The organism is Reichenbachiella sp., assembly GCF_965233835.1.
Classification (GTDB): domain Bacteria; phylum Bacteroidota; class Bacteroidia; order Cytophagales; family Cyclobacteriaceae; genus Reichenbachiella.
This window is the reverse complement of sequence record NZ_OZ247585.1, coordinates 4,602,560-4,628,339: the sequence shown is the minus strand read 5'-3', so window position 1 is coordinate 4,628,339 and position 25,780 is coordinate 4,602,560. Positions and strand designations below refer to the sequence as shown.

General features: G+C 41.5%; 16 protein-coding genes. 11 read left to right on the top strand and 5 right to left on the bottom strand.

Annotated elements, in window-relative coordinates; genetic code table 11:
• Nucleotides 1-13 precede the first annotated feature (13 nt).
• Both murA and ACO6S2_RS19530 read right to left on the bottom strand, forming a co-directional pair.
• Nucleotides 14-1,318 (bottom strand): UDP-N-acetylglucosamine 1-carboxyvinyltransferase, encoded by a 1,305-nt coding sequence (murA, locus tag ACO6S2_RS19535; protein ID WP_422360245.1) that lies wholly within the window; start codon nucleotides 1,316-1,318, stop codon nucleotides 14-16.
• The gene (locus ACO6S2_RS19530) at nucleotides 1,319-1,963 is read right to left on the bottom strand and encodes a DUF4290 domain-containing protein (RefSeq protein WP_422360244.1); all 645 of its coding nucleotides are present in this window, start codon (nucleotides 1,961-1,963) and stop codon (nucleotides 1,319-1,321) included.
• Between the two features lie 186 nt (nucleotides 1,964-2,149).
• Here ACO6S2_RS19530 and ACO6S2_RS19525 point away from each other — a divergent pair, with 186 nt between their 5' ends.
• Both ACO6S2_RS19525 and ACO6S2_RS19520 read left to right on the top strand, forming a co-directional pair.
• Nucleotides 2,150-2,680, top strand: a complete 531-nt coding sequence (locus tag ACO6S2_RS19525; protein ID WP_422360243.1) for a DUF2911 domain-containing protein — start codon at nucleotides 2,150-2,152, stop codon at nucleotides 2,678-2,680.
• 242 nt (nucleotides 2,681-2,922) lie between these two features.
• Complete coding sequence (locus tag ACO6S2_RS19520; protein ID WP_422360242.1) at nucleotides 2,923-3,780, top strand: DUF1571 domain-containing protein; 858 nt, start codon at nucleotides 2,923-2,925, stop codon at nucleotides 3,778-3,780.
• Nucleotides 3,781-3,832: 52 nt separating this feature from the next.
• Here ACO6S2_RS19520 and ACO6S2_RS19515 read toward each other — a convergent pair whose 3' ends face one another.
• On the bottom strand, nucleotides 3,833-5,020 hold the full coding sequence (locus ACO6S2_RS19515; RefSeq protein WP_422360241.1) for an acyl-CoA dehydrogenase family protein: 1,188 nt from the start codon (nucleotides 5,018-5,020) through the stop codon (nucleotides 3,833-3,835).
• Nucleotides 5,021-5,314: 294 nt separating this feature from the next.
• Here ACO6S2_RS19515 and ACO6S2_RS19510 point away from each other — a divergent pair, with 294 nt between their 5' ends.
• From ACO6S2_RS19510 to ACO6S2_RS19490, 5 genes are all read left to right on the top strand, one after another.
• Nucleotides 5,315-6,283, top strand: a complete 969-nt coding sequence (locus tag ACO6S2_RS19510) for a tryptophan 2,3-dioxygenase family protein (RefSeq protein ID WP_422360240.1) — start codon at nucleotides 5,315-5,317, stop codon at nucleotides 6,281-6,283.
• The gene (locus ACO6S2_RS19505) at nucleotides 6,280-8,121 is read left to right on the top strand and encodes a hypothetical protein (RefSeq protein ID WP_422360239.1); all 1,842 of its coding nucleotides are present in this window, start codon (nucleotides 6,280-6,282) and stop codon (nucleotides 8,119-8,121) included. Before ACO6S2_RS19510 ends, ACO6S2_RS19505 begins: the two co-directional genes overlap by 4 nt.
• Nucleotides 8,122-8,130: 9 nt before the next feature.
• Entirely contained in the window at nucleotides 8,131-9,693 is a 1,563-nt protein-coding gene (locus tag ACO6S2_RS19500) for an NAD(P)/FAD-dependent oxidoreductase (RefSeq protein WP_422360238.1), read from the top strand.
• Nucleotides 9,686-10,063: a CoA-binding protein gene (locus ACO6S2_RS19495; protein ID WP_422360237.1), complete on the top strand. Its 378-nt coding sequence runs from the start codon at nucleotides 9,686-9,688 to the stop codon at nucleotides 10,061-10,063. The genes ACO6S2_RS19500 and ACO6S2_RS19495 overlap by 8 nt, the downstream gene beginning before the upstream one ends.
• A gap of 61 nt (nucleotides 10,064-10,124) precedes the next feature.
• Nucleotides 10,125-11,165 carry a DUF4421 domain-containing protein gene (locus ACO6S2_RS19490; protein WP_422360236.1) on the top strand — a complete coding sequence of 347 codons (1,041 nt, stop codon included), beginning with the start codon at nucleotides 10,125-10,127 and terminating at the stop codon, nucleotides 11,163-11,165.
• 19 nt (nucleotides 11,166-11,184) lie between these two features.
• On the opposite strand, the gene ACO6S2_RS19485 is transcribed toward ACO6S2_RS19490, so the two are convergent.
• The gene (locus tag ACO6S2_RS19485) at nucleotides 11,185-11,910 is read right to left on the bottom strand and encodes a tetratricopeptide repeat protein (RefSeq protein WP_422360235.1); all 726 of its coding nucleotides are present in this window, start codon (nucleotides 11,908-11,910) and stop codon (nucleotides 11,185-11,187) included.
• The gene (locus ACO6S2_RS19480; protein WP_422360234.1) at nucleotides 11,910-12,479 is read right to left on the bottom strand and encodes an RNA polymerase sigma factor; all 570 of its coding nucleotides are present in this window, start codon (nucleotides 12,477-12,479) and stop codon (nucleotides 11,910-11,912) included. The genes ACO6S2_RS19485 and ACO6S2_RS19480 overlap by 1 nt, the downstream gene beginning before the upstream one ends.
• A gap of 243 nt (nucleotides 12,480-12,722) precedes the next feature.
• Here ACO6S2_RS19480 and ACO6S2_RS19475 point away from each other — a divergent pair, with 243 nt between their 5' ends.
• Genes ACO6S2_RS19475 through ACO6S2_RS19460 form a run of 4 tightly spaced genes read left to right on the top strand, consistent with a single transcriptional unit; the run spans nucleotide 12,723 to nucleotide 25,611 of the window.
• Entirely contained in the window at nucleotides 12,723-16,169 is a 3,447-nt protein-coding gene (locus ACO6S2_RS19475; RefSeq protein WP_422360233.1) for a SpvB/TcaC N-terminal domain-containing protein, read from the top strand.
• 26 nt (nucleotides 16,170-16,195) lie between these two features.
• Entirely contained in the window at nucleotides 16,196-19,210 is a 3,015-nt protein-coding gene (locus ACO6S2_RS19470) for a DUF6443 domain-containing protein (RefSeq protein WP_422360232.1), read from the top strand.
• Between the two features lie 28 nt (nucleotides 19,211-19,238).
• Nucleotides 19,239-25,139, top strand: a complete 5,901-nt coding sequence (locus ACO6S2_RS19465) for an RHS repeat-associated core domain-containing protein (RefSeq protein ID WP_422360231.1) — start codon at nucleotides 19,239-19,241, stop codon at nucleotides 25,137-25,139.
• A complete protein-coding gene (locus tag ACO6S2_RS19460) occupies nucleotides 25,129-25,611 on the top strand; it encodes a hypothetical protein (RefSeq protein ID WP_422360230.1) in 483 nt (160 codons plus the stop codon). The genes ACO6S2_RS19465 and ACO6S2_RS19460 overlap by 11 nt, the downstream gene beginning before the upstream one ends.
• The last annotated feature ends 169 nt before the right edge of the window (nucleotides 25,612-25,780 follow it).

Sequence of the window (25,780 nt, the reverse complement as noted above, 5' to 3'; positions counted from 1 at the left end):
AGATTTAATTAGATTAAACCCTTTCAATCATAGCTCCAATAGCATTTAGACGCTGATCTATATTTTGATATCCCCTGTCAATTTGTTCCACATTGTGAATTAAACTTTCGCCTTCGGCTGACATGGCAGCAATAAGCAAGGAAACACCAGCTCTAATATCGGGAGAAGTCATCTGAATTCCACGTAATGGCACAGATTTGTTTAACCCAATGACAGTCGCTCTATGCGGATCACAGAGTATGATTTGAGCTCCCATGTCGATCAGTTTATCTACAAAAAACAGTCTGCTTTCAAACATTTTTTGATGAATCAAGACGGTTCCTTTTGCTTGGGTTGCAGTTACTAAGGCTATACTCAATAAATCCGGAGTAAATCCAGGCCAGATGGCATCAGCAATAGTCATAATAGATCCATCAATGAACGTCTCTATTTCGTAGTGATCTTGGGCAGGGATATGAATATCATCCCCTTTAAAGTCCATTTTGATACCCAACCTTTTGAATATATCAGGAATAATTCCCAAATGCTCAATTCCAGCATTTTTGATGGTTAGATCGGATTGGGTCATAGCCGCTAAACCAATAAAACTTCCAATCTCAATCATGTCTGGAAGCATGGTGTGTTCTGTACCACCCAGTTCTTCTACTCCTTCAATAGTCAAAAGATTAGAGCCTACGCCACTGATCTTGCCACCCATCCGGTTGATCATTTTACAAAGCTGCTGGAGATAAGGCTCACAAGCCGCATTGTATATGGTTGTTTTTCCTTTGGCCAAAGAGGCGGCCATTACAATGTTGGCCGTTCCGGTTACCGATGCCTCATCGAGCAGCATATAAGTGCCTTCCAGATGAGAAGCATCTATATTATAATAGCCTGTTTTCTTTTCGTATTTAAATTTGGCGCCAAGCTTTTGAAATCCATCGAAGTGGGTATCCAGCCGCCGTCTTCCTATTTTATCTCCGCCAGGTTGTGGTATCTTTCCTTTTTTGAATCGTGCTAGCATAGGACCAAGAATCATGATTGATCCTCGAAGTGAGCTTGCCATTTGACGATACTTTTCCGTTTCTAGAAAATGGATATCTACATCGTCAGCTTGGAAAGAGTAAGACTCTTCTCCCAACTTCTTGACTTTTACTCCCATTTCCTGGAGCAATTCTATCAGCTTATTTACATCCCTAATGTTGGGAATTTTATGAATAGTAACGACTTCTTTGGTTAGAAGTACAGCCGATAAAATTTGAAGCGATTCGTTTTTGGCGCCCTGAGGGGTTATTTCGCCATTTAGAGCTTTACCTCCAACGACCCGGAATGAAGCCATTTATCTTCTTCTTTTGTGATTGGAATTTCTTTTGTTTCTATGATTTCTGTTTCGATCGTTGTTGTCGCGATCGTTACGTCTTTCTTTTCTGATGGGCTCAAATAGACTTCCGGCCTTCACTTTTTCCATATCGATGTCCAATTTGTTGTTGGATAGTTTGCGGATGTTTTTGTAAACCACGTCATCTTCAATAGAATCTCTATTGTAAGAATAAATGAAAGTTTTCATCAACTTGCCAATATGAATGATGGCGGCTTCTTGTTCCTCAGCATCTTCAAGTGTGATAGCCTTGTCTACTAACAGCTCGATGTTCTTACCGAAGTGGCGGAAAGTGATATCTTTTCCAGAATAACCCATTTTTTCGGGCTTCTTTTCTAAAATTTCTTTGTTGGGTGTAGGAAACGGTCCATCAATGTCAACAGTGAAGTTTGAAATGATGTGAAGATCGTCCCATAGTTTTTGTTCCACTTCAGGAGTGTTTTGCATAGCTGGGTTGATTTGTTTCATCAATTCTACCAGCGTAGCAGCTTTTTTCGATCTTTCTTCTTTGTCTTCGATCGTATTGAGATGAGCGACTAAGTCTTGAATGTTTCGTCCGTATTCTTTTAGAGTGACATCCTCTCTAATTGTATTGTATTCTATCATGAGATGTGATTTGCGCTTTATGCAAGGTTCAAAATTAACCCTTTAATTAATATAACATAGCACTGAATATATTTTTCAATCAAAAAAACGGACGATTTGGACAATTGGAAGAGATATTTAAAGACAGCTGTAACTCAGTGATTCGATTTGGAGTACTAACCCTATCTATATCGCTAAAACTAAACTATGATTAAAAAAATACTCTGGGTGGTCGGTGCCGTTGTGCTGCTATTTGCTGCGGTAGTCATATATCAGATTGCCACCACTAGAAAACATAGCCCGCCAGCCACTGCAAAACTGAAAACTCAAACTTTCGAGATTAATGTGAATTATTGTAGGCCCTATAAAAAGGGGAGGGAAATTTTCGGGGAGCTTTTGCCTTATGATACGTATTGGCGAACTGGTGCTAACGAACCTACAATTATTACTTTTTCTGAAGACTTTACCTTCGGTGCTAATATTGTTCAAGCCGGCAGCTATCGCTTGTATACTATTCCCAGAGCGCAGGAGTGGGATGTGGTACTCAATGCCGAAACAGAAAAGTGGGGGTTGTGGGAACCGGATTATACCTTGGATATAGCTAAGGTGACTGTGCCTGTACAGCAATCTGATTCATGTGCAGAGCAGTTTTTAATAAAGCTAAGTGAAAGTGGAAATGGCGCAGAACTGGCGATGATTTGGGATTTTACAAAAGTGGTCGTCCCAATAAAAATCTAAAAAATATATACTCGAGTGCAACTTTTTGACTAGAAGTATCATCCTATAGATGTACTCATAATAAAATGAGGTCAGAAGAGACGCTTCTGAACCCCAATGGTCAAAAACAGTTAAAAATGAAAACAGGTGTCACCTCAGTGGCACCTGTTTTTTTATGGCTATTGTCGATGAACCATTAAATTTTCTTAGCTTGTGACTCAATTCAAATTTGGACGGGCCAGATTTCTTATTTAATACCAATTATGACAAGGACTGGCTACTGCTCTCTTTTTCTGCTTTTTGTTAACTTTTTTGCTTCAGCTCAATTAGCAGATTCTCTTTCAGGGTATGAAATTGCCAAGAAAATGTTTGATACTTCAAGTCAAATTGAATCTCTGACCTATACTATCACCAAGCAAGAGCGAATAGATGGTAAACTGACAAAACAGGTATCATTTACCAAAATGCAGAAAAGCCCGTATAAGGTTTATTTGCGACAGTCTTTTCCCAACGATGGAATGGAAGTGCTTTATGTGAAAAATGAAAATAATGATAAGGCACTAATTAACCCGAATGGTTTTCCATGGTTGAATTTAAAATTGAATCCGATGGATGGCATCATGCGAAATGATCAGCACCATACCATCTTCCAATCAGGATTCGATCATGTAGTTTCTATCTTGGAGTTTCTCTGTGCTAAATATTTGAATGAGATTGATGAAATGGTGGTGTACAAGGGAATGGTCGATCAACAAGAGCGGCGAGGTTATAAAATCTCCTTTGATAATCCCTATTTTGAAATCATAGATTACGTGATTGGGGATGAGGAGACAATAGAAGATGTGGCTGAAAAATATAAGCTCAGTGCTTATATGATTCTTGAATGCAATCCGAAAATCAAAGATTATGAAGATGTTGAAGCTGGTCAGGTGATCAAAATACCCAATGACTATTCTCCGAAACTGAACCTCGTCATCGATGCTGAAAATTTCATTCCTCTCAAAATGGAAGTGATTGATGGTAACGGATTATACGAACAATATGAGTATTCAAATGTGATGATCAATCCTACGTTTACAGACCAAGATTTTCTGTCTGAGAATGAATCTTATGGATTCTAACTAGTTACTCACCCAAAGTTTAGTGCTTTGGATGAGTAAAGTCTTTAAGTGATTATTTGAATGCAGGAATTCCTGTAATCTCGTGTCCTAAGATGAGCAAATGAATGTCATGTGTCCCTTCGTAAGTCACTACAGATTCAAGATTCATCATATGGCGCATCATCGGGTATTCCCCTGTAATTCCCATGCCACCATGAATTTGTCTTGCTTCTCTGGCAATGTCTAGTGCAGTCGCTACCGCATTTCTTTTGGCCATGGAGATCATTGGAGTAGTGGCCTTTCCTTCTTCAAACATTTTACCCAATTTCCAGTTAAGTAGCTGCGCTTTAGTGATTTCAGTCAGCATTTCGGACAATTTCTTTTGAATCAATTGGAACGAACCAATCGGTTTATCAAACTGTACTCTTTCGAGTGAATATCTTCTAGCTGAATCATAGCAGTCCATCGCTGCCCCAATGGCACCCCAGGCAATACCATATCTGGCGGAGTCCAGACACATCATAGGCGCCCCCAATCCACTTTTGTTGGGCAACAAATTCTCTTTTGGTACTTTCACATTGTCAAAAACAAGTTCACCGGTACAACTTGCTCGTAGAGACCATTTGCCATGTGTTTCAGGAGTAGAAAAGCCTTCCATACCTCTTTCCACAACCAAGCCGTGAATTCTACCTTCTTCGTTTTTGGCCCATACAACTGCCACATCTGCTTTAGGTGCGTTAGAGATCCACATTTTGGCTCCGTTGAGCAAGTAGTGGTCTCCCATATCTTTGAAATTGGTCACCATGCCACTAGGGTTGGATCCATGATCTGGTTCCGTCAAACCAAAGCATCCCAACCATTCGCCAGAAGCTAATTTTGGTAGATATTTATTGCGTTGTTCTTCGTTTCCAAATTTGTAGATCGGATACATAACCAGAGAACCTTGAACCGAAGCAGTTGAGCGCATGCCGGAGTCTCCTCTTTCAATTTCCTGCATAATCAAACCATAGGATATATAGTCCATACCTCCACCGCCATATTGGGTAGGGATCGTTGGGCCAAAGGCACCGATGTCTCCAAATTTTTTGACCATCGGATATTCGAAGTGGTTTCTTTCAGCCCAATCTTCGATGTTTGGTGTAATTTCTTTTTTTACAAAATCCCGAATAGAGCCTCGGATCATTTTGTGTTCTTCGGTCAATAAATCATCGATTTGATAAAAATCTGGAGATTCGAATTCGTCAGTGAAATTTGATTTCATAAGAAGGGCTGTTGTTTAAAATTGTTTACTAAATCATTCAGGGCTCAAAATATTACCGTTTTAGGTAATTATGAAATTTGCTGCTAGCAATCTGTCATATTCTTTCTAACAAGTTAAAATCGTATCAATAAAAAACTTAACCTGGATGAAAAAAATGATCTATGTCAGCTTAGGGCAATTTTTTGAGTAATTATCACATGGATTCCATGTAGTTTGTCTAATAATTACTTTTGATCTTTGTAGGTTGTTCAAAATTAGACCCAAATTTACAACATTAAACGACACAATACCCAGATGACAAATTCGAAATTTGATAGCAAAATATTGGATCAGCTCCAGAAACTAGAAGAAAAGTATGAAGCCATGGGACAGGACTTATCGTCCTATCTTGATGGACTTTTGCATGCTGATTATCTCACCTATTGGGACTATATCCATTTGGATACTTTGCTGAGCTTGCAAAACCCAAAAACCCAATTTCCTGATGAGAAAATTTTCATCATTTATCATCAGATCACAGAGCTTTACTTCAAGTTGATCCTTAATGAAATTGAACAATTGGCCTTTGATGATGAAGTAGATGCAGATCGATTTTTACTTAGAGTCAATCGAATCAATAGGTATCTATTGCATTTGGTCGATTCTTTTGATGTAATGATAGATGGCATGGATCAGAAACAATTTCTGGACTTTAGAATGTCACTATTACCTGCAAGTGGGTTTCAGTCTGCTCAGATTCGAATGTTTGAAATATCATGTACGGATTTGCTGAATTTAGTGGAGGAGTCCAAAAGGCCTGAAATGAAAGTGGATGATTTGGAAGAAATGTACAATCATTTGTACTGGAAAAGAGGAGCAACTGAGTTAGCAACTGGGAAAAAGACCCTGACTTTAAAGCAGTTCGAAAACAAATATTCAGCAGAATTCTTACAGTTGGCCAAAAAGTACAAGCCGGCCAATATTTGGAAAAAGTATGAATCAAACTATAAGTCGGTAGATAAAGCTCAAGAAATTCAGGAAGCACTTAGAAAGTTGGATCAATTGTCGAATGTGCAATGGAGACTAGCTCATTATAAATCTGCTGTGCGTTATTTACAAAGGGATCCTGAAGTCATTGCAGCTACTGGGGGCACCAATTGGCAAAAATACTTGCCACCAAGATTTCAGCGGGTTATTTTCTTCCCAGAGTTGTGGAGCAAAGAGGAGAAGGACAATTGGGGTAAGAGCTGGGTTGACGAAACTGTATTTAACAAAAAAGGTTGAGGTTAATTCTTTACATATCGTTTTCACTGATAAGCTCTTTGCTCTGCGCTCAAGGTGTGGTGCTCAAAACGTACTACGATCAAGACAACAAAGTGATCAAGGAAATATTGACGGTAGACGATACCATATCGAATCAGCTTAATGGCCCTTATACTTCTTTTTATCTTTCAGGTACAAAAAAGTCTGAAGGTAGTTACTCGAATAATAAAGCTTCCGGGGATTGGACTTACTATTTCGAAAATGGCAAGATTCGACAAACTGGTTCGTTTTTGCATGGTACAACCGTTGGTATCTGGTCTGACTATTTTGAGAATGGAAATCTGCGTTCAGAAGGAATTTTATCCAATAACAAGAAGGGAGGAGAATGGTCTTACTATTATGAAGCAGGTAGCCTAAAGAGTAAAGGTCAGTATGACAACGGTGTTCGAACTGGTATTTGGAGTTACTACTATGAAGGTGGTGGATTGAAAGCACAGGCTGATTTCGAAAACGGAAGTGGCATATACAAGGAATACTATGTATCGGGTCAATTGAAGATGAAAGGGCTCAATAAGGCTGGGAAAAGTGACAGTCTTTGGGTCTATTACTTTGATTCAGGTGAGAAAATGGCTGAAGGCTATTTCAAGCAAGGACTCAAAACCGGGCCATGGAAATACTACTATAAAAATGGTAATCTTTCTGCTGAAGGCGGGTATGAAAACGGTCAGACCTTAGGTAATTGGATTTATTACTATCCGGATGGCGCAAAAAGTGCCGAAGGTCTTCAAAAAAATGGCATCAAAGATGGCTATTGGAAAATGTTTTATGAGTCTGGGGAGACTAAAGGTGTGGGGGAATTTGATGAAGGTACTGGAGCGTACAAAGAATATTACATCAGTGGAAATCTCAAAGTCAGTGGGCAGTTTAAAGGAGACTACAATTTTGGAAAATGGACTTATTATGATGAAGAGGGAAACATAGAAGGTTCTGCGATTTTTGATGAGAATGGTAAAGGTCAATATGAGGGGTATTACCTTAATGGCAACTTAAAAATGAAGGGTCAGTTATCCCAAGGAAGAAGAGAAGGGGAATGGACACTGTATAAACGAAATGGTGAAGTGGCCGGTACTTATTTGCCTGTTTATGGAGAAAACAATCCTGTCTTTTTGAAAAGCGAGACTTTTGTTAAGCAGGCCAACGACGAAGAGTATGAGAAGCCAGAGTATAAATTCAAGAACAAAAAATCACGGTATTTCACCCCAAGAGTCAACGAATACAAAGGTGTAATTTTTGGATCAAATCCACTCTATTCGCTGCTGGGATATATGCCACTTGCCGTTGAATATTATTTGCAGGAGAGACAGGGGTATGAGCTGATATACACCTATCATCGAAAGCCATTTTTTGAAAATCATGGGAATATGCCAACTGGAGATGTGTTCTCACGAGGCTCGAGTCTCGCGTTCAGACAAAAATTCTACAGCGAAGATCAAACTTTGGGTATGTTTTATTTTGGACATCTCATTGGTGCTGATTTTATCAATCATGGCTCGAATGTGAGTGATGGAGGTACATTAACCACTTCTGAAGTTCAATCAAAAGAGAATAGATACTACTATGGCGTTTTCATTGGTGATCGCTGGCTAAAAGATCCTGCGAATGCTGGGTTAACCATAGACGTATATTTTGGTGTTGGAATTGGTAAGCGCAACTATTCGGCACAATACAGCGGAACTACCTACGATCCTATATTCGAAGAGGTGGAGCAATCGAGTACCTATGTACCGATCTTCTTTGGAATAAATATTGGTTATCTCGGATTCAAAAAGACCAAGAATCCCATACCTTCGTCCCGATAAATTCCTCTCATGAATAAAATTCTCAAATACAGACTAAAGCCGGAAATTGCCTTAGATGAAAACCATTTGGATGCTTTTGTTTCTCCTAAAATAAAAGGAGGTGCCCAGTGGAAATTGCTCAAGCGGTCAATAGATGCCCGGGGAAAGAAAGTTTCGGTCGATGTGGAAATTGGCTTATATGAAGGTGAAAATGATCCGTGGTCATTAACGTATCAAAAGCCAGAAACCAATGTGTCGAATCGACCCGTAGTTCTGATTATAGGCACTGGTCCGGCGGGACTATTTGCAGCACTGCGTTGTTTGGAGATGGGAGCAAAGCCAGTACTTTTTGAAAGAGGTAAGGACGTTCAAGATCGACGAAGAGATTTAGCCAAAATAAACAAAGAGCATATTGTCAATCCCGACTCCAATTATTGCTTCGGAGAAGGAGGAGCTGGTACCTATTCGGATGGTAAACTTTATACCAGATCGAAAAAGAGGGGTGACGTTCGTCGAATTCTAGAAATGTTGGTAGCTCATGGAGCGAGTGAAGATATTTTGAAAGATACCCATCCACATATTGGAACCAACAAACTGCCAAAAGTGATAGCTGATATTCGGGATACTATTGAATCTCGAGGAGGGAAAATTCATTTTAATAGTCGCGTGGTTGACTTCGTGATTCAAAATGGTGAATCCAAGGGCATAGTTCTGGAGAATGGAGCTAAACACATGGGGGAAGGTGTGATTCTGGCTACGGGCCATTCGGCCAGAGATATTTTCGAATTACTTGAAAAGAAAGCCATTACCATAGAATCAAAACCTTTTGCTCTGGGCGTAAGAGTAGAACATCCTCAGCAGCTCATAGATAGCATACAATATCACTGTGACCATAGAGGTAAGTATTTGCCCGCAGCTCCCTACGCACTGACCACACAAACCAGACTCAACAATGTACAACGAGGCGTATTTTCATTTTGCATGTGCCCAGGTGGTTTTATAGTTCCTTCTGCTACGGCTCCGGGCGAAGTGGTGGTGAATGGTATGAGCCCATCTAGACGAGATTCGAAATTTGCTAATTCCGGTATTGTGGTTGCAGTAGAAAATACCGATTTGAAGGACTATCAACAGCATGGTAATTTCGCTGCTTTGGCCTTTCAATCTGAGATAGAAAAAAAGGCCTGCGAAGTAACAGGAGGACAACAAAAAGCACCAGCTCAAAGATTGAATGACTTTATCGGAGGTAAACTTTCATCGAACCTTCCTGATTGTTCTTATCAGCCCGGACTGGTATCTACGCAGCTCTCTGAAGTATTGCCAGATACTATTTTCAAACGCCTTCAGATGGGGTTTAGGGATTTTGGTAAAAAGTCCAAAGGCTATGTAACCAATGATGCCGTGGTGGTAGGAGTAGAGAGCAGAACCTCCTCACCAGTTCATATTCCAAGAAAAAAAGACACGTGGGAACATATTGAGCTCAAAAGATTGTTTCCGTGTGGAGAAGGCGCGGGATATGCCGGAGGCATTATGTCTGCGGCCATTGATGGAGAAAAGTGCGCTGAAAAGTTAATTGAGCAATACATAAATGTCTGAAAACAAGAAATTGACCGTGGTGCTAGGAGCGACCACAGATCCCTCCCGATATGCCTATTTAGCTGCTGAAAGATTACGAAATCAAGGTGAATCTTTTGAATTGGTAAGTATCAAGAAAGGCGAACTATTTGAACAAGAATTTCTGGATTTGAAAACGAAGCCAAAAATTGAAAATGTTCATACGGTTACTTTATATATTGGAACAACTCGACTTGAGGAGTGGATCGAATATGTGCTGAGTCTTCAGCCCAAGCGTATCATTTTCAATCCTGGCACAGAAAATATGGAACTGGCACAAGCTGCTCAGGCACAAGGGATAGAGACTGTTTTTGGCTGCACGCTGGTGATGTTGAGTACCGGGCAGTATTAAGAATTGGGATAGTAGCATTGGACACTGTATTTTTATTGTTCAATATTATTTGAACAAAGAAATGTGCAAGGCCACTCTCACATATTTGCTTCTCTTTAGTGCTCTTAGCTTATATGCTCAAGAAGAGGATTTCAGTTTTCTAGAGACTCGCCCAGTCAACGATAAGTTCATCGTAGACTATTCTGATAAGCTATCTGTAAAGCTTTTTGGAAGCCTTAAATCCAATACCATTGCGCATGTTAATCATGAAACAGAAGATAAACTAGAGTATAAGCCCAATGAGAGTCTTAATCTAGGTTTTGGAGTAGGATATAGATGGTTTGGGCTAGATGTTGCCTTCAATTTTAGAGGAGTTAATAATGACAATGATCAATTTGGAAAAACGAAACGATTTGATTTTCAATCAAGTATTTATACCAGGAAATTTGCAGGAGATCTCACGATTCAAAAATACAAAGGCTACTATCTAGATAACCCCGAAGACTATATTCCTAATTTCGACCCCGAAGGCCCGTATCCGATACGGCCTGATATAAGCACCCGTAGATATGGAGCAAGCTTATTGTATGTATTCAATCATGGGAAGTTTTCCTTCAGGTCTGCTTTTATCTATAATGAGCGTCAGATAAAGAGTACAGGATCATTTTTGGCGGGCCCATTTTTTAGTTACTTCCGTATGGATGCAGATTCCAGTTTAATAATTTCCGAAGCGGAAAGCGAATTTGACCTGTCTCAAGATTTTAGAGGTAGTGAATATATTAGATATGGTTTAGCTGGAGGGTATGGTTATAATCTGGTCTTGGGACATCGTGTATTTATATCGCTAAGCTTGGTGATTGGGTTGGGCCCAGAAATTAAAAAATCACAGGCACTTAATGGTGTTCCTGCCGATACCGAAGCAAAGTTCACAGGAAGAGTAGCTACTAGAATAGCTATGGGCTACAATGCGCCCAAGTTTTATTGTGGTTTTTCTGCGGCAGGTGTGTTTGCCGGAGAGCGCGATGAAACCGAGGACTATCTAGAGCGTAGCGTTAGTAATGCCAAGATTTTTGTGGGTAAAAGATTTAATCCTCCGAAGTTTTTGACAAAAAAGAAAAACTAGCTGTTTTTGCGACGGCGAATTAATCTCCCAGTTCGCCTAGAATTAACTCCGCTTCCTTATGGAAAAGTTGTTCATTCAACACTATTTTATTCAAAACCTCTTTACATTTTTTTAACTGATTGTTTTTCAAAAAAGCCAGGCCGAGATACCATTCAGCAGTCTGTGAAATACTTTTGTCTTCGGACGAAGATGCTATCTCAAGGATGGAGATTGCTTTTAACGTTTCATTCAATTTCAAATGACAGGAAGCTTTATAAAGAGGACTTTTTTCTATAATGTTTGTTGACTCAAACACTTTTATTGCTTTGGCAAAATTCTTATTTCTGTATTCTTCAAAGATCTCAACTCGAGTTTCTAAATTCTTACTCCCTCTTGTCACTGGTGGAGCAGGGTACACTTCAAAGTGTTCTTGAAACAACTCCGCATGGTTGGAAGAAGAATTTGAATTGATTGTATAGGCAAAGACTGAAATGATTAAAATAGAGACTGCAGCTGCTAGCAATTGGCTGGTTTTTATTTTTTTAACTTGTCTAGGTTCTACCAGATAGGAACTCAATTCATCCTTTAAATCTCTCTGATTAGATTTAATTAAAGTATCTATCACGGCTTTTTGCAACTCAAATTCCTCTTTAAAAGAATCTGATTCGTTCAGTCTTTGAGTAAACTGAGCAGAATCATTCTCATTAAGAGTTTCATCAACTTTGCCCTCAATCAGCTTTAGATCATTATCTGATAAATTATTCATCAATCGCTGAATACGTTATTTTTTTCAGTTTGTTTTCTAACTTCTTCTATCAATTTCTTGTAGCACCTGCCTTTAATAGTCTTGGCTACACCAGCACTGGCAAAACCCATTTCCGATGCAATTTCCTCCATGGTCAACTTACTTAGGTAGAATAATTTAATAATATTTTGGCACTTTTCTCCTAAGGTGTTAATCGCATGAGTTACCAAATTTATGAGTTCTTCTTTGTCTGCATAGGCAAGAGCTGGTTCGTCATAAAAGTCCCTTATATTCTCCGCATGCGATTCGTGAATCTTGTGTTTTCTATACTTAACCAACCACATGTTATAGCAGGTCGAGTATAGATAACCTTTAATATTAGTTAGGTAAGAAATTTTACCAGAAAGCAGTCGCTCCCTTAGATTAATGATGGCATCCACGAAAATGTCATCAGCATCTTCAGAAGTACAACTGGTTTTCTTTATCAGGTTCTTTGTGCAGTAGTCTCCATATTCTTGAAAAAACACCTTGAGACAAGAATTGTCATCCTTTTTTAAGGATTGAATCATTTCATTTAGGTCAAGTTTCATTCCATTATTCCGTTCAACAGGCCCAAAAATAAGGTTACTTTTTGAATTATTATGAACTCATCCCTACCTCATTTTTGCGTACGATTCCCGTCCAATTTAAAAAAGTGAATTTTTAGTGTTGACCTTTTGGCTGATAAGACATTATAGGGTGATGACAAGATAATCACCAATGAAAACCAAATTTTATATCAAAGCCCTTGGCTTGTTTAGTCCTCACTTATCAACCTATAAGCATCTAGAATTATGAAACACCTTTCCCTACTCATTATTTCAATGTTGGCCTGCGTCACCCCTAGTTTGGCCCAGGACCCGGACCACGGACCAGAGATCCCGCTATCCCCAAATGCAGCCGCATTGGCGGAATATGGTAACGTAGACGTTGGCCTCTTCACAGGAACCATTCAATCAAGCATTCCGCTACATGTCTTCCAGGCAGGAAACTTGTCAGTGCCAATCTCGCTGGAGTATCGATCCGATGGGATAAGGGTGGATGAATTGGCCTCCAATGTGGGTCTTGGCTGGTCTCTAAATGCAGGTGGAGTCATCACACGGCAATCCAGAGGATTACCCGATGATGGAAACCGAGTAGTCAAACCAGATGCAGCGGTGGATTCAGAGGAGATGCTGACTTTTGTTCGTGCTATAGTATCAGGAGATGCAGACGTTGAGCCGGATTTATTTTCATACAATTTCAATGGACACAGTGGACAGTTTTATTTGGACCACTCGAATGCCGTGGTAATGGTGAAACCTGCAGCACTACGAATTGAGGTTCTACCAGACTTTTTCTTGGATGCGGTCAATGCAAATCCTGTGTTCAAAATTACAGACCAAAACGGTGTTCAATATCTGTTTGGTGCAAATGAGGCCAGTGAACACAGCCTGTACAAAAGTGGAGCAATGTCGCCTCCCTATAGCATTGAAAACGCCTGGTACCTGAGCGAAATGGTTCATCCAGAAGGAGACAAGATATACTTCGACTACGAGCCAGGATATTACCGTTACTTTTCGCTCAATAGCGAAACGTTTAAAAAGCTCATCCACGAGGTGATTGTAGCTTCCCCTTCAGGTTGCGGGATGGGAGATCCCAATGAACCCAAAATCCCTAAACAGACGCTTGTACATACTAAGACCTCAAATCTGAAGAAAATTCGGTCTACTTCAGCCTACGGTGTAGTAGTTTTTGATTACTCCAAATGGATGGGCAGTGGATCAGCTGACTTTGTAGAGCTGGACGATATAAAAATTCTGGACTCAGAGGATGCCCTGATCAAAAGGTTCAACCTGGGCTATCAAGTCTATGAAAGCAATAGCATGAACAACCATCGGGTCGTACATACCTCGGACATAGATTTTAATAGGCTCTTTTTGACTTCTTTGACCGAATGGTCTGACAACGGGTCACACAAGCCTTCTTACCAATTCGACTACATAGATCCTGATCAGCTACCAGCCAGAACGACCTACGCCAAAGACTGGTGGGGCTTTTACAACGGAGCGAGCAATGAGTTTCTGGTACCCAACGAAGTTGAATCCGTCTTTTCATCGAAAGATTTTGACGAAGGAACGAGTATGTTAGCAACTGCCGCAGGCGTATTCAACAAAATCGGCGGTGACCGAAACTTTAGCGAAAGCAATGCCCGCAAAGGCTTACTCAGTAAAATTATTTATCCTACCGGCGGATATAAGGAAATTCAATATGAGGCACACAGTACTTATGCCACCTATAATACAGAAAGTTCTAAAGTTCCTCCTCCCGTAAGACATCTCCAAATGAATGCTATCACAGGCAACGCTTCAGAAGGAGACGGTAGTTTGTTCAACGAAAAAAAGGAGGACTTAGGCCTGATATCAATCGATCACGATGTGATCATTAATGGCAGTATTCAATTCAATTCTGCCGACAACCTGTGTGACCTGAATGCGATTCCTGAAAACAAGCTCAAAGCAATCTTTAAAATAAGGAATAAGACCACTAATGAATATGTTGATTTTTATGTGAAAGGAGATAATTCACTGGCCTTTGAACATGTGATTGGTAAACAAATTGAGTTTACCCAAAATATAGCCTATAGTGAAATACTGGCTCGATTGGAAAAAGATTTTGAGTATGAAGCCAGTTTGAAAGTGAACTTTGAATGCCTGGATGCGGCTGTTTCCTTTTCTTACTACGATGGCCCTTTTCGAGATATTGGAGGACAGAGTGTGACCAGAAATATCGCCGTTGGGGGCGGAATGAGAGTAAAGAACGTCACGGCATACGACGGCGTTAACATCCCTAGAACGACCAATTATTATTATGGGCCAACTAATTGCATCAAATGTTCTGAAGCCATATATAATGAACCCAAGCCAGATGTTTGGCTTTCCAGTAAGGAAGACATCCTCAAGGGAGACAAATGCATTTATGCCACACTTTCTTCGAATAGCAGTACTTCTTTGTCTTCATCCTTTGGTGCTGTAGGGTATAAAACAGTAACTGAAATTCAAGGCAATAATATTTTAAACGGCCTTACCACTCACCATTACAACATTGAGACCAATGAACAAGCCAATTTGATGAATGGAGATCGATTGGCCGGTACACCCAATTCCAACTTATGGAGCTTCTCGAATGGAAGAGAAAAAAATACTACCATAGAAAAATATGAGAACCATAAACTGGAAATAGCCAGAACAGTGGATAATACCTATTCACATAACAACGTGCATGATGCACAGATCAGCGGTTATGTGGCCAGGAAATATCGGAATGTTACCATGGATTTTACTGTTTCAGTAGGTGTTGGCGGTGATAACGTTAGTTTCGACCTGGATGATTATAGATACTATGACGTTTCCGAATATAGAACCAGTGCCCAATGGCATTACCTCAGCGAACGCATTGAGTCTACCTACGAAAAAGGGTCACCAGGCAATGTCAGCACTACGACTTTTCACTACGACAATGCGGACCATATGCAGCTGTCCAATCAATCTACTACCGACAGCAAAGGAAGAAGTGTTGAAACCAAATATCGTTATGCAGATGACTTTGGTGTCGGAGCAATCGTCACCGAGATGCGCAATCAGAACATGGTGGCTATTCCGATAGAGACTATTGTTGAACGAGAGGGTGCGGTTGTCTCTGCACAGGGAGTCGAATTTGAGCAAGACGGTACGAAGGTTCGGCCCAAGCGGTTCTACCAATATTTTCCAGAGACAGGGAGTACGTTCACCCCTTCTTCCAATGGTACTGATTTTTCAGGCTATGACCTGAATTATACTGTCCTATTGAGAGATGATAAGGGCAATATTTTGTCTGGTAAAAAAGAAGACGACATGTATGTAGCCTATGTATGGGGTTACAATCAAAAGCACCTGATTGCCAAGATTGAAAATGCGAGTTATGCGGTGGTGAGAAATGTTTTAGGTGGTGATGCGGGTATCAGTTCCTTGCAGGACAAAACTGATGCAGCATTGAGCTCAGCATTGGACGTACTTCGAACCGACAGCAGACTCAATCAGGCTATGGTCTCGTCATTTACCTACAAAGAAGACGTTGGGGTCTCCTCAATTACGGACCCCAAGGGAATGACCACCTACTATCTCTATGATGATTTTGGGCGATTACTTTTTGTGAAAGATCAGGACGGCAATATCCTGAAAAAGCAAGAGTACAAATACCAGGGAGAAAGCTCCAATCCATAATCCAACCACATTTAACTGATAGAATCATGAAGAATTTAAATATACACTTGAATAAAAAAGTGATAGCATCTAGTCTATTGTTTTTGGTAGTTTCTCTGATTTTCACACACATGGCTTTTTCCCAGATTGAAGGCAAAGCACCCATACAGGGAGCTGTGAATCAAGCCAGCGCTGTAGATGTAGGTGATGATGATAATGGAGGCGGTGGAAGTCCACCAAATCTTACACCACCTATGCCACCCAGCGGATTTGTTATCAATGGCACCGGTTGTGGAACGGTAAATATATTGGCTCCGGAAAGCGAGCCCAGTGATACTGAATGGTTTATTATGACCTTAGCACAAAAGACAGCGGGGATAGAAGGGGCTGCTTTTAGTGGTAGAAATGCTACAGTTACTACACGGCTGGCCTCCTCAGATATATTTTACATTTTTGCACGTCGAAGCCTTTATTGGAGTGAGGGGCGAATATTAAGTTCATCTGGAGGTCATATTACTGTCCACTCCCAAGAGCCAAATCGATATGACTTAAAAGACCCTGAAACCCAATGTGCCGGTAGCGCTGTCACTTTCGAGATGGGTGCAAGTCAGACTGGGGTAACCTACCATCTCAAAAAGGGTACTACCACAGTTTCCACTAAATCGGGCACCGGAGGTTCAATTTCATTCGGAGCCGTATCGGCGGTAGGAACCTATTCAGTTACTGCAGTGCATAATACCTCGAAGTGCTCCAGACAGATGAACAACACCTGGACCTTGCACGGCAAGCCGTCACCACCGAGCTATACGCTCTCTTCTAACAATTGTGGAAATAAAACAATAACACCAGGAACGCCACCGCAAGGTACAGTATGGGCAAAGAGCAATTTCACGTATCGTTCCGTACCTGATCAGGCACCCGACAAAGACAATCTTGAGGGACCCACGGGAGGCTACTACACTTACACGGCTTTTGATGCCGTTGAAGATATCGCTGTGTCCAAAACCATGAATTTCCGCGCCATGAATAGGGTCACAGGATGCCTGAGTACATTAGAATCTGAAAGTATAACAATAAAACCTTATCCCGCAGAATATGAATTGAAGGAACCAAGTGTGACCTGCGGTGGACAACCGATTCAGTTCAAATTGTCTGGAAGTCAGACAGATGCTACTTATCATTTACAGAAAAACGGCTCGACGGTCACGAGCAAAACCGGATCTGGAAGCGCAATTACTTTTTCGGATGTTACTTCATCTGGAAATTACACGGCGATAGCAATTCACAACAATGGCTGTCAGACGCCCATGAGGGAAACCAGACTAATAGATGGACTGCCTGACCCTCCGAGCTATTCAATTTCATTAAATGAATGTGGTGACAAGACTTTTGTGAAAGAAGGGAATCCACCTCTAGGAATTACCTGGGCTAAATCAAGGTTCGTGTTAGTCAATGTAGAAGATGGCCCACCAGATAAAGACAATCTAGAAACACATACCTCAGATTATTACCGCTTTGCTGAGTTCGAGGAAGATGTTAACGTATCGGTGTCACGTACTATTGAGCTGCAATCTCTCAACCTGGTGACCGGTTGTTTGAGTTCGGTGCTGACCGTGCCTGTTGAGGTCACGCATATGCCCAATGTACTGAACACTATCGATAATTTCACTTTTTGTGCAGTGGAAGTGAATTCAGGTGCATTTGAAATGAGTGGAATGGAAAACGATGTCACCTATACCATAGAGGGCAATCGTGTAGCCGAGCATTTAGGTATGGGACTTGTAAAATGGACAAACGTGCCAGAAGGTCGATATACCGTTCATGGACAGAGAGGCGCTTGCGGCCGAAACCTTAACGCCATCATCCATTTTGGACCTACAGATATGCCAACCATCAACAGCACGACCCTGGAGGTTTTTGAAGAAACGGTGTTGGACCTGGCTGTGGTATCAGGATCTGATAAAGGTACCTGGTCAGGACCCGGCGTCAGTGGAAAAAATATGGTGGCGGCCCGAGCTGGACTCGGGACTCACCAAATAGGAATTTATTATGACAATGAAGGGTGTGTTCTGGATGACGAACTTGAGGTGAACGTTCACCCTATTCCTACACTAAAACTAGATAATTCTTCAGTCGTTCGGCCAGGCACGAACGTAGGCATGTCCATAGAAAATTACTCCCAAGACTATACTTATGGTTGGTACAAGGGAAGTGCGACCATAGACGGTAGCTTGGTAACAGCCAATCAGGCTGGATTGTACGTACTGAAGGCTACAACCAGTAGCAATTATTCTGCGCTGAGCAACACGATTTACTTGACCGCTCCGAAGGCGCAGTTCGCCCTCAACTATGTGGCTTCTAGTACTTACAAAATACCTGAAAAAGTTGAAGCCAGTCTTCCTACTGCCTACAGTGAGATAAGCAAAGGATTTCAATACATCGATGGGCTCGGACAGGTGAACCAGGTAGTACAAAAAAATGCTTCTCATCACGCGTCCGACTTGGTTTTCGGAGGCCAGCTCGATGAGTATGGTCGGGCAGTAAAGCAATATTTACCCGTACCAACTGGAAACGATGGAACATACAAATCGCATTTTGGTGAAGACCAATTGGCCTACTATACCACACAATATGGAGCATCGGAGGGGCAAACGGCCTATGCCGAAACGGATTATGAAAACTCTCCTTTAAGCCGACCGGTCAAAACATTTTCACCAGGTTTCGCCTGGAACAAAGGACAAGGCCATCGACCCGTTGAGATCAACTATGCTTTTAATGCAACAGGTGAAGTGATCAACTGGACCCTGGAAAACGGTCAACCTAAAAAGAACGCCACCTATTCACCAGGAAAACTTCATAAAACGACCACCAAGGATGAAAATGGACGTCGTGTGCAAGAGTTTAAAAACCTGGATGGACAAGTGGTCCTCAAAAAGGTACAGGCCTCTGAAGCAGACCCTTCATCTGAGAATGATTGGTTTCAGACCTACTATATCTATGATGACCTGGGGAATCTCCGAACAGTAATTCCTCCAAGAGCCACCCAGCTGATCAATAACTAATCCCTCCAACCAAAAAAATATTACAACCATGTCATTTAAGTCAACCTTAATTTTTCTAATTCTATTATTAGAATTCCTTCTCTTTTCCAATATATCCCTGGCACAAGAATTTAAACCTAAAACTTTTAAAGCACCTGCGGCATCGCCAGCGGCTGCTCCTCCAGATGATGGCGGCGGAGGCTCCGGGGGAGGTTCTGGCGGCGGTGGAGGACCTTCTAATACCACACCACCACCTACGCCATCTACTACCTTTTCGACATCGTATTATTGTGGGTCTACCAGAGTCAAAAGAAATGCAAACCCTCCGAGCTATGTGAGATGGTATTGGCAGACAGTTTCTTATGGATCTAGTTTTAGTTATGGTTACGGTAGTACTTATACTTTTAATTCGACCAGGCATGTATATTTACGCTCCTATGATACGCGAACATTGAAATGGGGAACAAGTTATAAATATGCTGGATACGTTCGTGTAAATCCTGATAACCTAAACGCCGGAAATACCAGTGGCGCAAAAACCATATGTTATGGGGCTTCAGCTGGTACGTTGGGTAACTCCTCGAGTGCGAGTGGTGGGCTTTCTTCCTATAGTTATCAGTGGCAGGTGTCTAGTAACAACTCGAGCTGGTCAAATATTAGCGGAGCCACCGGTAAAACATATTCTCCCGGTAACTTGACAGCTACCAGGTATTACAGAAGAAGAGTGACCTCCTGCGGGAAAACCAAGTACGCCGCCAGCGAAAAAATCACCGTAAGAGGTAATTTGAAAGCTGGAAGTATCGGAAATGCCCAAACGGTTTGCTACAACGGCAACCCTAGTACTTTAACCAATACCGCATCCGCTTCAGGAGGTGCTACACGAACTTATCGATGGCAAAAATCTACGACAAGTTCGTCCAGTGGCTTTTCCAACATCAGTGGAGCAACGGGAAGCACTTATAATCCTCCTAGTCTCACCAAGACCACTTGGTATCGAAGAAGGGTAACCTCCAGTTCGGGTTGTGGTACTAAGTATACCAATGTAATTAAAGTAACGGTGAGGTCTAATCTAAATGCAGGAAGCATAGGTAATGCACAAACCTTATGTTACAATGGCAATGCAGCAACATTGTCCAACACAGCCTCAGCTTCAGGCGCAGCCACACGTACCTACACTTGGCAAAGCTCAACGACAAGCGCAAGTGGAGGATTTACTGACATAGGCAGTACTAACAGCAGCACCTATAATCCTCCGGCCTTGACCCAAACCACGTGGTTTAGAAGAAAAGTGACTTCAAGTTCTGGATGTGGTACTAAGTATACAAATGCGGTTAAAGTTACTATACATGACAACCTTCAAGGAGGAATTATTAACAACACACAGACTGTATGTTATAATGATGACCCTGACGAACTGGGAAATTCAACATCCGCTTCAGGAGGCACTTCACTGGTATACCAATGGCAGCAATCCGTGGCTAGTTCGACGCAAGGGTTCTCGGATATTAGTGGGGCATCAGGTACCACATACAATCCTTCGAATTTATCGGAGACCACCTGGTATAGAAGGATGGTAACCTCCGGAGAAGGTTGTGGGACCCAGCATTCAAATACTGTCCAGATCATTGTTCATGACGAACTTACACCAGGGGCTATCAATGGAGATAATACGGTTTGTTACAGCAGTTCAGGGCAAGTCCTAGGCAACGTATCTGCTGCAAATGGTGGAAACGGAAGCTATTCTTATCAATGGCAGGAATCTATCGATGGTTCTGATTGGTCAAATGTGACAGGGGCCACAGAAGAAACTTATACCCTTGGATCATTAGCCGTTAGTACACATTACCGTAGGGCGGTAACCTCTTGCGGAGCAACCAAATATACTTCTGTTGTTACTGTTTCTGTATTGCCTCCGCTCAGTGCTGGAACAATATCTGGTGCTCAGACGGTCTGTTTTGGATCTTCACCGTCATTAAATGGAGCAAACGAACCTACAGGTGGAGATGACATCTATTCCTTTCAGTGGCAAACTTCAACTGACAATGTTAACTGGACAGATATCCAATCAACCAATTCGTCGGATTATTCACCAGCAAGTTTGACAGCAAGTAGTTATTTCCGACGAAAAGTTGTTTCATGTGGCCTAACGGCGTATAGCCCAAGCGTGCTAGTTACTGTAAATTCTGATTTTGACGCAGGAATCATTGGCGGCCAAAAGACCATTTGTCCGGATGAAACCGGTGGTACTCTAACCAGTTTGGCCGATGCCAGTGGAGGTACAGGTGTGTTCAGTTATCAATGGCAGGAATCAACCGATGACTTAAATTGGAGTAACATCACCGGACAAAATGTCTCAACTTTAAACGTCGGATCATTGAATGCCACCAAATACTACAGAAGAAAAGTAACAGATAGCCAATGTGATAAATTCACTAGTAGTATAGCTATAAACGTGGATCAAAGTACGGCTAATGCCGGTGCTGATCTTGTGGTAAACAATGGCGAAGATGCTGTGGCATTAGGCGGACAGCCTGCTGGAGGTATTTGGCAAGGTGATTATGTGACAGGTGCAACTTTCGATGCTGAAACTGCTGGAATTGGTGAATACAGATTGACATACCAATACACAAGTCCAATAGGCTGCTATAGTGAAGATGAAAGACTGATTACAGTTCACTTCAATGAACTGACCGGAACCTTCACCAGCAGATACGTTTTTCAGTACAAGTATGACAAGTACAGCCGAATGATAGAAAAACAAGTGCCAGGTGCAGGAACGGTATATATGGTTTATGATAATAGAGACCGTTTGGTGCTGACTCAGGATGGGAATCAACGAGTCAACAATCAGTGGTTCTTTACCAAATACGATGCCTTGAACCGACCAGTGCTGACCGGGCTTTATACAGACAATACCCGAACGACCAGGGCACTGATGCAGACTTATGTCAATGATCAGCTCGAGCAGGCCAACTTTGATTGGTATGAAACTGCAGGTAGTGCTGTGCATGGATATGGCAACGAGGCCTTTCCAAGTGTAGCCTCAGCAGACGACTACCTGACCGTCACATACTATGACGACTACGACTTTATCGGTGCGGGACATTGGGCCGAAAATGTCACCATCAGTCAACCGAAGGCTAAAACTTATGTGACAGGCGGTAAGGCACGCGTAGATCTTCCAGATGGAACCCATGACTGGAACGAGTCGATCACCTTATACGACAGCCGCTACCGAGTGGCCAGTACGATCTCACAAGACTATCAAGGCAACAAAGACACTTTCGTGAATGAATACTATAGTTTGGTTCATCCACTGGTGGTAAAGACGATTCACACCCATGAAAGTGCAATCACCTCAGAGACTACGGAGATAACCAAGGAGTTCGATCATGACCATGCCGATCGATTGATGAAAGTCACACAGACCCTGGATGTGACCAGCGATGCCTCTTTTACAGCAGTCACTAAAGTGATTTTGGAAAACGAATACAATGAACTGGGTGAACTGATCAAAAAGAAACTCAATGACGAAGGTGGGGGAGTCTTCAGCCAGGAAGTAGACTATCAGTACAACATCCGAGGCTGGTTGACCCAGATCAATGATCCCATCGCTCCAGACCCCGAGGATTATTTTGCCATGCAACTCAAGTATGATGAAGCCGGTCAATTCAATGGTAACATTGGTGCGAAAGCATGGAAGAACCCATTTGAGGAAGCTACAAATTCTTACGATTATACCTATGATCCTGTGAACAGACTCAAATCGGCCGATTACAATACTGGAGAGTTTTCTGTACCCAATATCGATTATGACGCCAATGGCAATATTCTGGCCTTACAGCGAAAAGGCATGACAGACGAAGGTACCATCACCGACTGGGATCATTTGGACTACGACTATGTCGGCAATCAATTGACCAAGGTGGATGATAGTGGGTCAACAGATTTAGGTTTCAAAGATGACGCCAGTGCAAACACGGAATATGAGTATGATGCCAACGGCAACATGATCTCAGACGCCAACAAAGGCATCGAAAAGATAGAGTACAACCATTTGAATCTGCCCATCAGGTTGGAAATGAATGCTGATGGGTCTGATCGTATCGACTACATCTACGATGCAGCCGGCACCAAACTCGCCCAGATTGTTTACGAAGACGGTACCCAAACCAAACGAACAGACTATCAAGGCGCTTTCATTTATGAGTCCAAAGGCACGGATACAAGTCAGCTTCAATTTATCCAACACGAAGAGGGCAGGATTGTTTATGAAACAGATGTGAATGGGGATTTTGTGGAGTACGAATACCAATACCACCTCAAGGATCATTTAGGTAATGTACGAGCCACCTTCAAAGAAGATGGAGACATAGATCCATCTTTTGCAGCTTTCGAACAAGACAAACAAGCTAATGAGGCAAACTATTTCACAGGCTATGACGGCATGGTAAAGATCACAGCAGAATTGTTCAACCATACCGCTGGAGGCAATACCTCAATTCGCTTGAATGGTTCGGCCAACGAAAGAGAAGGGCTGAGCAAGTCGCTGAAAGTAAAACCGGGTGATGTGATCGACATGGAAGTGTATGCCAAGTACTTTTTACAGTCCGAGTCGGGAGGCTGGACAAATGCAATGAATACCATGGTTTCCAACATTGCATCCAATGCAGGAGGGATAGTAGTTGATGGAGGCGGCATAGGAGCAGATGCCAATCCTTTTGTAGACTGGAGTGGCAAGGCCAATCCTACATCAGCACCTGAGGCTTATCTCAACTATATGGTCTTTGATGAATACTACAATTTGATCAGTGAACTTACAGGTCATCAGCAGATCAGTGAACTTGCCAAGGAAACAGGAATCAATGTAACAGAAGAAAATCCAACTGGTGAGGATCACGAAAAACTGGAGCACAGCATCACGATCACGCAAACTGGATATGTCTATATTTACTTATCGAATGAGGAAGATACACCCATCGATGTGTTCTTTGACGATTTTACAGTGACCCAGCATCATACCCCGATTGTCAGTAAAGATGATTATTATCCTTTTGGGTTGACTTTCGGTGGATACAGTAGACCTGCGAGTGTGGGGCAGAGGTTTAAGTATAATGGGAAGGAGTTGCAAGATGATCTAGACTTCAATGTTCTAGATTATGGAGCTAGAATGTATATGCCAGAGTTAGGTAGGTTCTTTACTCAGGATAGGTTTAGTGAAAAGTATAATGACTTTAGCCCCTATCAATATGCCGCCAATAATCCAATAAAATATATTGATGTAAATGGGGATTCCTTATGGATTCAGATAGACAAAAACAATAAGGCATTGTATCAGGATGGAAACCTTACTAATGCTGATGGTACGGCGTACACTGGTAAGGGAACAAAAGTTGATAAGAATGGCAATCGAAAGAATACTGGCTTTTTGAAGACAGCTGTAAATAATTTGAATCGTATTTCTGGTGGTAAGGAAGGTAATAAATTAGTTGATGGGCTTCAATCTTCACAGTATAATGTAACGGTAACTAAAGCAACTGCTGGAAATGGTAATTCATTTGACCCTGCAACAAGTACAGTGAATTTTGATCCAAGTAGTTTAACTGGAGATTTAAATTCAGATGGTAATAAAGCTAGAGATCCTTACATTGGGTTAGCGCATGAATTGGGACATGCAGATGATAATATTTCAAGTGGAATAGATAGAACACCAGTTGATAATACTATTCAAGGGGAAATTTACGCAGCACACATGGAAAACCTCGTTAGGGCTGAAAATGGCGAAGCACTAAGGGTGAGATATCGATCTGCAAAAGGTGTAACTCGTTTGTTGTATAATGGAACAAGTATACACAACGGTCATGATTATTTGAATAGAACCACAATTAATAGAGTACAACCAAAAACACTACCTCAGAATGGAATTAAACCGATTAAAATTGGATTTTAGATTAATACTGACATTATTGCTTTTGCCTGCAATTGGAAGTTGCCAAACTCAGAAAGCAGTATATGATATAGAATCTCCGTATAAGGGTTTTGTTGTAGTCAATGATATAGAATTGTATGAAGAGGATAAGGTAGATTGGTTTGTGCCAACAATTGACGAAATACGAGAAGCGGAAGGGATTTTAAAAGATCAAATAGAATCCTTGAATAAGGATGAAATAAATCAAGATGGCAGTTGTCCTGTCGTACATAAGAGCTTGAGAAAGTACACTCGCCAGTACATAGGTTATGTAACTTCGGAAGGCTCGAAAGTGATATTTATTAATTTATTTTGGTCTAAGAATTTAAAAGCTCTCGAAAGTATGAAATATGAGTATAGGCTTATGTTGGATGGGTGTAGTTACTTTTGGAGAGTCAAAGTTGATTTGAATAAGAAGAGCCTGTTTGATCTAGATATTAATGGTTCTGCTTAAAATAGAGTAATAGTAAGGGAAAATATTGAACCCGGTCGCAATTGTATTGCGACTGCAATCTTGGGAGGTATTTAAAATGCTCATTTGCAGTGAATGATAAGACTATATAATACTATAGAAATGACTGACCTCCTGGTCGTAGGTTAAGCGAAGCGATCCTAGGACCTAT